The sequence below is a fragment of the Delftia sp. ZNC0008 genome (assembly GCF_000799035.1).
GTDB lineage: Bacteria > Pseudomonadota > Gammaproteobacteria > Burkholderiales > Burkholderiaceae_C > Comamonas > Comamonas tsuruhatensis.
Genome location: NZ_JTKZ01000179.1, coordinates 21,806 through 29,616 on the forward strand (window position 1 = coordinate 21,806; position 7,811 = coordinate 29,616).

Here is a 7,811-nt window from a genome sequence, read left to right on the forward strand (position 1 = left end):
AGGTGCGGGCATGTCAAAAAATGTACGGCCGCCTCTGAAAATGCGCGATCTGATGCTTTGCTGCCACAGGCATGACATGGAAAACCAGTAGAAGCGCCATACGAAAAAGCCCATGGCAAACCGCCATGGGCTTTCGTCAATGCAGCGCCACAAAACACAGTCGGATACTGCGCACACCGCATGCAACCGGCGCGGCCCAACTCAGAGACGCCGAGCAAGAGCCGCCTCGCGGCGAGGGCGTCGTCCCCCTCCCGCGAAGCGAGAGAGGGCGCCGTGCATACGGGGGAAGGCGCGTCAGCGCCTCAGGGGGAGCCCTCAATCATTCGCGTAGATATCCACATCCTTGGTCTCGCGCAGGAACAGCGTGCCGATGATGGCCGTGGCGCCCGCGATGACGATGGGATACCAGAGGCCGCTGTACATGTTGCCGGTCTGGGCCACGATGGCGAACGACATGGTGGGCAGCAGGCCGCCGAACCAGCCATTGCCGATGTGGTACGGCAGGCTCATGGAGGTATAGCGGATGCGGGTGGGGAACAGCTCCACCAGCATGGCGGCGATGGGGCCGTAGACCATGGTCACGAGGATGACCAGGTAGGTCAGGATGGCGACCATCATCACCTTGTTCATCTTCGCAGGGTCGGCCTTGGTGGGATAGCCGTCCTCGGCCAGCACCTTGGCCACGGTCTTCTTGAACTCGGCGTCCTTGGCCTTGGCTTCCTCGGGGCTCAGGCCCTTGACGGAGAACGAGGGGATCTCGGTGCTGCCGATGCGGATGAAGGCCGTCTTGCCGGGAGCTGCGTCCTCGGAGTCATAGCTGACCGAGCCGGCGGCCAGCAGCTGCTTGGCCACGTCGCAGGAACTGGTGAACTTGGAAGTGCCCGTGGGATTGAACTGGAACGAGCATTCCTTGGGATCGGCAACGATCACCACCTTGCTCTTGGCCTGGGCCGCGGCCAGGTCGGGGTTGGCCGCCTCGGTCAGCGCCTTGAACACGGGAAAGTAGGTCACCACGGCCAGCACGCAGCCCAGCATGATGATGGGCTTGCGGCCTATCTTGTCGGACAGCGAACCGAAGATCACGAAGAACGGCGTGCCGATGATCAGTGCCGCCGCGATCAGCAGGTTGGCCGTCACCGCATCGACCTTGAGCTGCTGGGTCAGGAAGAACAGCGCATAGAACTGGCCCGTGTACCAGACGACAGCCTGGCCGGCGGTCAGGCCGATCAGCGCCAGGATCACGATCTTGAGGTTGCGCCACTGGCCGAAGGACTCGGACAGCGGAGCCTTGGAGACCTTGCCCTCGGCCTTCATCTTCTGGAAGGCTGGCGACTCGGACAGCGTCATGCGGATCCACACCGAGATGCCCAGCAGCACGATGGACAGCAGGAAGGGAATGCGCCAGCCCCAGTCCGCGAAGGCCTGCTCGCCGATGGAGGTGCGCACGCCCAGGATCACCAGCAGCGACAGGAACAGGCCCAGCGTTGCCGTGGTCTGTATCCACGAGGTGTAGGCGCCGCGCTTGCCGTGCGGCGCGTGCTCGGCCACATAGGTGGCCGCACCGCCGTACTCGCCGCCCAGGGCCAGGCCCTGCAGCATGCGCAGGCCGATGAGGATCACCGGCGCCGCCACGCCGATGCTGGCGTAGGTGGGCAGGATGCCGACGATGAAGGTCGACAGGCCCATGATCAGGATGGTCACGAGGAAGGTGTACTTGCGCCCGATCATGTCGCCCAGCCGCCCGAACACCAGTGCGCCGAAGGGCCGCACGATGAAGCCGGCCGCGAAGGCCAGCAGCGCGAAGATGAAGGCCGATCCCGCATCGAGCCCGCTGAAGAATTGCTTGGCGATGATGGCCGCCAGCGATCCGTAGAGATAGAAGTCGTACCACTCGAATACCGTGCCTAGCGACGAGGCAAAGATCACCTTGCGTTCTTCCGGAGTCATGGGCCGCGGGGTCGCCTTGACCCCCGCGCCTTGCGATGCGTTGATAGCCATGTCTGTCTCCTTGATTTATTGAATATTTAGCGGGCTTGCCATAGGCCCGCCGATTCACTATCCGCCTGCCTGCTGACGCGAATCTGACTCACCTCTTACAGAAATTGACGGCGAACTGAACGATTTCTTACTAACCCAGCAGCAACCCTGATGCCGTCTTTTTCCATGTGAAAAGCACCGTAAAAACCCTGGCAAACCATGCTGCACTGCGTAAGCACTCGGTCAGAAGCGCTTTCCAGAATGCGCCGCAAGGCTGCAGATCCATGGGGCTGCCGCCGCGATTCCAACTTCAGGAGACAAACCATGACCGATCCGGTGGTAGACAAAATACAGCGCCATCCCAAATACCAGGAGCTGCGATCCAGACGCAATCGCCTGGGCCTTTTTCTGACGCTGCTGATGCTGGTCGTTTATTACGGCTATATCGCGCTGATTGCCTTCGACAAATCCTTTCTGGCCCAGCCCATTGGCGCGGGCGTGACCTCGCTGGGCATTCCTATCGCCATGGGCGTGATCGTGTTCTCGGTGATCGTCACCGGCCTCTACGTGCGCCGTGCCAATGGCGAGTACGACAAGCTCACCCAGGACATCCTGAAGGACGCCACGAAATGAAGAATTCCGCACAACGCATGCTGCTGGCGCCCGCCGTGGCGCTGGCCCTGACGGGGCCCGTGCTGGCCGCCGGCGGCGATGTCGGCGTGGCCGCCAAGCAGGCCACCAACTGGACCGCCATCATTCTCTTCACGGCCTTCGTCGTGGCCACGCTGTGGATCACCAAGTGGGCCGCGGGCCGCACCAAGTCGGCCGCCGACTTCTATACGGCCGGCGGCGGCATCACGGGCTTTCAGAACGGCCTGGCGATTGCGGGCGACTACATGTCGGCCGCCTCCTTCCTGGGCATCTCGGCCTCGGTCATGGCCAGCGGCTATGACGGCCTCATCTACTCCATCGGCTTCCTGGTGGGCTGGCCCATCCTGACGTTCCTGCTGGCCGAGCGCCTGCGCAACCTGGGCAAGTTCACCTTCGCCGACGTGGCCGGCTACCGCTTCTCCCAGACACCGTTCCGCGCCTTCGCGGCCAGCGGCACGCTGGTGGTGGTGGCCTTCTACCTGATCGCGCAGATGGTGGGCGCGGGCCAGTTAATCAAGCTGCTGTTCGGCCTGGACTACTGGATCGCCGTGGTGCTGGTGGGCGGCCTGATGATGATCTACGTGCTGTTCGGCGGCATGACGGCCACGACCTGGGTGCAGATCATCAAGGCCTGCATGCTGCTGGCCGGCGTGACCTTCATGGGCTTCATGGTGCTGGCCAAGTACGGCTTCAGCCCCGAGGCGCTGTTCGCCGAAGGCGTGCGCGTGCGCTCCGAGATCGCTGCCAACAACGGCGCCGACCCCTCGGCCGCCGCCAAGGCGGGCCTGGCCATCATGGGCCCGGGCGGCTTCATCAAGGACCCGATCTCGGCCATCAGCTTCGGCATGGCGCTGATGTTCGGCACGCTGGGCCTGCCCCACATCCTGATGCGCTTCTTCACCGTGCCCGACGCCAAGGAAGCGCGCAAGAGCGTGTTCTGGGCCACGACCTGGATCGGCTACTTCTACGTGCTGATCTTCATCATCGGCTTCGGCGCCATCACCCTGGTGCTGACCAATCCCGAGATGGCCGACACGGTCAAGGGCGTGATCCACGGCGGCGCGGGCACGGCCAACATGGCGGCCGTGCTGGTGGCCAAGAGCGTGGGCGGCGACGTGTTCTACGGCTTCATCTCGGCCGTGGCCTTCGCCACCATCCTGGCCGTGGTCGCGGGCCTGACGCTGTCGGGCGCCTCGGCCGTGTCGCATGACCTGTACGCCACCGTGATCAAGAAAGGCAAGGCCGACAGCGCCGCCGAGCTGCGCGTCTCGCGCATCACCACGCTGACGCTGGGCGCCATCGCCGTGCTGCTGGGCATCGTGTTCGAGAAGCAGAACATCGCCTTCATGGTGTCGCTGGCCTTCGCGGTCGCGGCCTCGGCCAACTTCCCCCCGCTGCTGCTGTCGGTGCTGTGGAAGGACTGCACGACCAAGGGCGCCGTGATCGGCGGCTTCATGGGCCTGGCGTCCTCGGTGGGCCTGACCATCGTCTCGCCCCCGGTCTGGGAAGCCACGCTGGGCAACCCTGCAGGCTCGGCCTGGTTCCCCTATGCATCGCCCGCGCTGTTCTCCATGACCATCGGCTTCGTGGGCGTGTGGCTGTTCTCGGTGCTCGACAAGAGTGCCCAGGCCGCCAGGGAACGCGCCGTGTTCCCCGCGCAGCAGGTGCGTTCGGAAACGGGTCTGGGAGCTTCGGGCGCCTCCGGCCACTGAGCTGCCGAAGCGGCAACCACGCACAAGCCGGGCCATGCGCCCGGCTTTTTTTCATCCCTCGCCACACCAGAGACACTCAGTTTGATCGGCTGGAGAAGCCTTTTGAGCGGATGGGCGATGTCCTGCATTTTCCCCGCCCCTAGACTCGGGGGTCTGCCGAGCGCTTCGTGCAGCATGACTTCTCTCTTCAACGCACAGGATCCATCCGACATGCAACTCACCAGCCAAAGCTTCCAGGACGGCCAGGCCATCCCCGGCGAATTCGCGTTCGCCGTGCCCGATGCGGCATCCCACGTGGCGCTGTCGTCCAACCGCAATCCGCACCTTGCCTGGAGCGGCGCACCGGCGGGCACGCAGTCCTTCGTCGTGGTCTGCCACGATCCCGACGTGCCCAGCCGCGGCGACGATGTGAACCAGGAAGGCCGCGAAGTGCCGGCCAGCCTGCCGCGCGTGGACTTCTTCCACTGGCTGCTGCTGGACATTCCGGCCGCCACCACCGAGATCGCGGCAGGTGCCCAGTCCGACGGCGTCACGCCGCGCGGCAAGAGCGGCCCGGCCGCCCCCGGCGGCCTGCGCCACGGCATCAACGACTACACGGGCTGGTTCGCGGGCGACGAGCAGATGAAGGGCGACTACTACGGCTACGACGGCCCCTGCCCCCCGTGGAATGACAGCATCGTCCACCACTACGTCTTCACCGTCTATGCGCTGGCCACGCCCACGCTGGCGGTCTCCGGCGAACTGACCGGCGCCAATGTGCGCGCGGCGCTGCAAGCCGGCCAGGTGCTGGGCAAGGCCAGCATCACCGGCCTGTACAGCCTGAACCCTGCGGTCTCCGCCGCTTGAGCGAACGCCTTTCCGGGCGCCCTACGTCGCGCCGGCCAGCCTGCGCAGCTTGATGAAGGCCAGCGCCGCCATCACGGCGTCGTTGAGCGCGTCGTGGGCCTCGCGCTGCGGCAGGCCCAGGTCGGCCATCAGCGTGGCAAAGCGCAGGTCGATCTCGGGCGCCTGCTGCTGCCAGGGCAGCAGTTGCCGGAAGCGGTGGTCGTAGTACAGGGCCGAGACTTCGATGCGCTCGTTGGGCAGGCCCGTGCACAGCCAGGGGCGCAGCACGCGCTCGATCATGGCCACGTCGAATTCCAGGTAGTAGCCAACCAGCGGGCGGCTGCCGATGAAGCGCAGCAGCTGCGCGAGCGCGTCCTCGATGGCCAGGCCCCGGGCCAGGTCGCGCTCGCGCAGGCGGTGGATGCGCACGCTGTCGCCGGGCACGCTGCGCGAGGGGCGCACCAGCAGCTCCAGGCGCTCGCTGGACAGGATGCGCTCTCCCACGATGCGCACGGCGCCGATGGAGACGATCTCGTCGCTGCGCACGTCCAGGCCCGTGGTCTCGCAGTCCAGCGCCACCCATTCGCCGGGCGGCGGCGCACCGAAAAGGAAGTCATAGGCGGGGTCCGCCAGCCTGCGCCGCTGCCAGTTGCGCCGCAGGCCCGCCACCCATTTCGACAGGGGTGCCGCGCTCATACCGCGTCCAGCCGCAGGCGCTGGCGCAGCAGTTCCCGAAAGCGCCGCACCACGGCCAGCGTGTCCTTGAGCAGGTCACGCTCCAGGCTGCTCAGGCGCGCCGGGTCCACATGGCCGGTGACGGGCCGGCCCAGGTCGATCTCGGCCAGGCCCGCCTGCAGGCGCAGGCCCATGAGAAAGTGCAGTCCTTCAAGCAGTTCGCGGCCCTGGACTTCATCGAGCACGCCTTCGGCCACCAGGGCCGCCAGGCGCTCGGCCGTTCCCGTGGCGGCGATGTGGTGGGCCAGCGCCAGGCTGCGCACGCCGTGGACGATGGGAAAGATGCCGGCCTTCTTGAGGTGCACGGGCGCCCCCTCGTCACCACGGCCCAGCAGCCGCTCCCACCAGCTGCCCGGCTCGTGCGCGAAGGCGTCGACGGCCGAGGCAAAGCGCGCCACCTGGGCGTCGCTGTCCAGGGCCAGCGCCATCAGGTCCCGCCGAACCTGCGCCAGCAAGGCTGCATCGCCTGCCACGGCGTGGGCGTCCAGAAAGATGGCCAGGTGCATCAGCCCTTGCGGGCTGGGCAGGATCAGCCATTCGCGCACACGACGGCCAAAGTCGGCCACCGTGCCGCGCCACAGCGGATTGCTGAGCATGATGCCGCCCGGGCATTCGGGGTAGCCGAAGCGCTGCAGCTGCGCGGAAAAGCGCGCGCAGATGGCGTCGAGGTCCTGGGGCGGCGCATAGCCGTCGCGCATCAGCAGGCCGTTGTCCTGGTCGGTCTTGAGCAATTGCTCGCCGCGCCCCTCGCTGCCCATGACGAAGAGGCAGCTGTGGGCCACCAGGTCCGGCGGCGCCAGCATCTGCCAGGCACGCTCGAACAAACGGGCATTGAGCTGCTGCACCAGGCGCGCCATGAGGGCAATGCGCGTGCCGCCCCGGTGCAGGGCGGCCACCAGGCGCGTGATCTGGGCGGCGGCCTGCTCCAGCGCCTGCAGGTCGGCGGCCTGCTCGATCTGCACCGTGATGAGGTGGGAGTGGTTGGCCAGGAAGCTGAACAGGTCCAGCGCCTCCAGGATGCCCAGCACCTGGCCCTGTGCATCGAGCACGGCCAGCCTGTGCACGCGCGCACGCAGCAGCACGACCAGGGCATCGCCCAGCTGGTCGTCGGCGCGCACGGTGAACACGGGCTGGCTGGCGAATTCGCCCACGGCCAGCCGCTCCAGCGGGCGGCCGTCGAGGATGGCGCGCTGCAGCGTGGTGCCCGTGAAGATGCCCAGGCCGCCCTGCGGCAGTCCCGAGACCAGCACGCTGGTCGTGCGCTCTGCATGGAACAGGCGCACCACGGAGACGATGTCGGTGGCCGCATCCACCACATGGGCGGTACGCAGATAGGCCTGGTCCACGCGCGCCAGCGTCAGCGACTGCAATTCGTGCCGGTCGGCGCGCTGGGCCAATGTGCCCAGCTTGTGGCCCAGGTCGGAGAACAGCAGGGCGCCAAAGGCCGTGTTGCGCGCGATCAGCTCGCCCACGGTTTCGCGCGCAAGCTGGTAGGCGATGAGTTCCTCGGCCACGGTGAAGCGGCTGCCTGTGCGGCCGGCCACCAGGGCGCGGCCGTCGAAGCTGTCGTCGGGGCCGTAGCTGGCCAGCACCTCGTCGCCCTCGGTCTGCACCACATGGCCCTTGATGATGACGAAGAGGTGGGTGGGCGCCGAGCCCGCGTCCAGCACCACGGCGCCCTCGGGGAAGTAGGCGATGTCCACGCCATCGCGCACCAGCGCCTGTTCGTCGGGCGTGAGGCAGTCGAAGGGAGAGGCGGCGAAGTTGAACGCGTTGGGCATGGGGCGGGGCCGTTGTTCCAGCCCCGCCATTCAAACCTTCAGGCCTTGCTCCACGCTTGCAGCCGCGTCCCAGCCGTTGTCGAACCAGCCATCGCCTTCCAGGTAGGCGCGCAGCATGGGCAGGACGCGG

The 7,811-nt window shown here is 66.7% G+C and carries 6 protein-coding genes; 3 read left to right on the forward strand and 3 right to left on the reverse strand.

From position 1 onward, the window contains the following. Nucleotides 1-315: 315 nt before the first annotated feature. Nucleotides 316-1,998 carry an MFS transporter gene (locus L995_RS05960; protein WP_016450047.1) on the reverse strand — a complete coding sequence of 561 codons (1,683 nt, stop codon included), beginning with the start codon at nucleotides 1,996-1,998 and terminating at the stop codon, nucleotides 316-318. Nucleotides 1,999-2,301: 303 nt separating this feature from the next. Between L995_RS05960 and L995_RS05965 the strand changes: the two genes are divergently transcribed. From L995_RS05965 to L995_RS05975, 3 genes are all read left to right on the forward strand, one after another. Then, entirely contained in the window at nucleotides 2,302-2,610 is a 309-nt protein-coding gene (locus L995_RS05965; RefSeq protein WP_012207753.1) for a DUF485 domain-containing protein, read from the forward strand. Next, a complete protein-coding gene (locus L995_RS05970; protein ID WP_016450046.1) occupies nucleotides 2,607-4,340 on the forward strand; it encodes a cation acetate symporter in 1,734 nt (577 codons plus the stop codon). The genes L995_RS05965 and L995_RS05970 overlap by 4 nt, the downstream gene beginning before the upstream one ends. 210 nt (nucleotides 4,341-4,550) lie before the next feature. After that, the gene (locus L995_RS05975) at nucleotides 4,551-5,186 is read left to right on the forward strand and encodes a YbhB/YbcL family Raf kinase inhibitor-like protein (protein ID WP_047470133.1); all 636 of its coding nucleotides are present in this window, start codon (nucleotides 4,551-4,553) and stop codon (nucleotides 5,184-5,186) included. 21 nt (nucleotides 5,187-5,207) lie between these two features. Here the strand turns inward: L995_RS05975 and L995_RS05980 are convergent, their stop codons facing one another. Both L995_RS05980 and L995_RS05985 read right to left on the reverse strand, forming a co-directional pair. Next, a complete protein-coding gene (locus L995_RS05980; RefSeq protein ID WP_047470136.1) occupies nucleotides 5,208-5,861 on the reverse strand; it encodes a 3'-5' exonuclease in 654 nt (217 codons plus the stop codon). Then, entirely contained in the window at nucleotides 5,858-7,711 is a 1,854-nt protein-coding gene (locus L995_RS05985) for a putative nucleotidyltransferase substrate binding domain-containing protein (RefSeq protein ID WP_047470138.1), read from the reverse strand. Before L995_RS05985 ends, L995_RS05980 begins: the two co-directional genes overlap by 4 nt. Nucleotides 7,712-7,811: the final 100 nt, after the last annotated feature.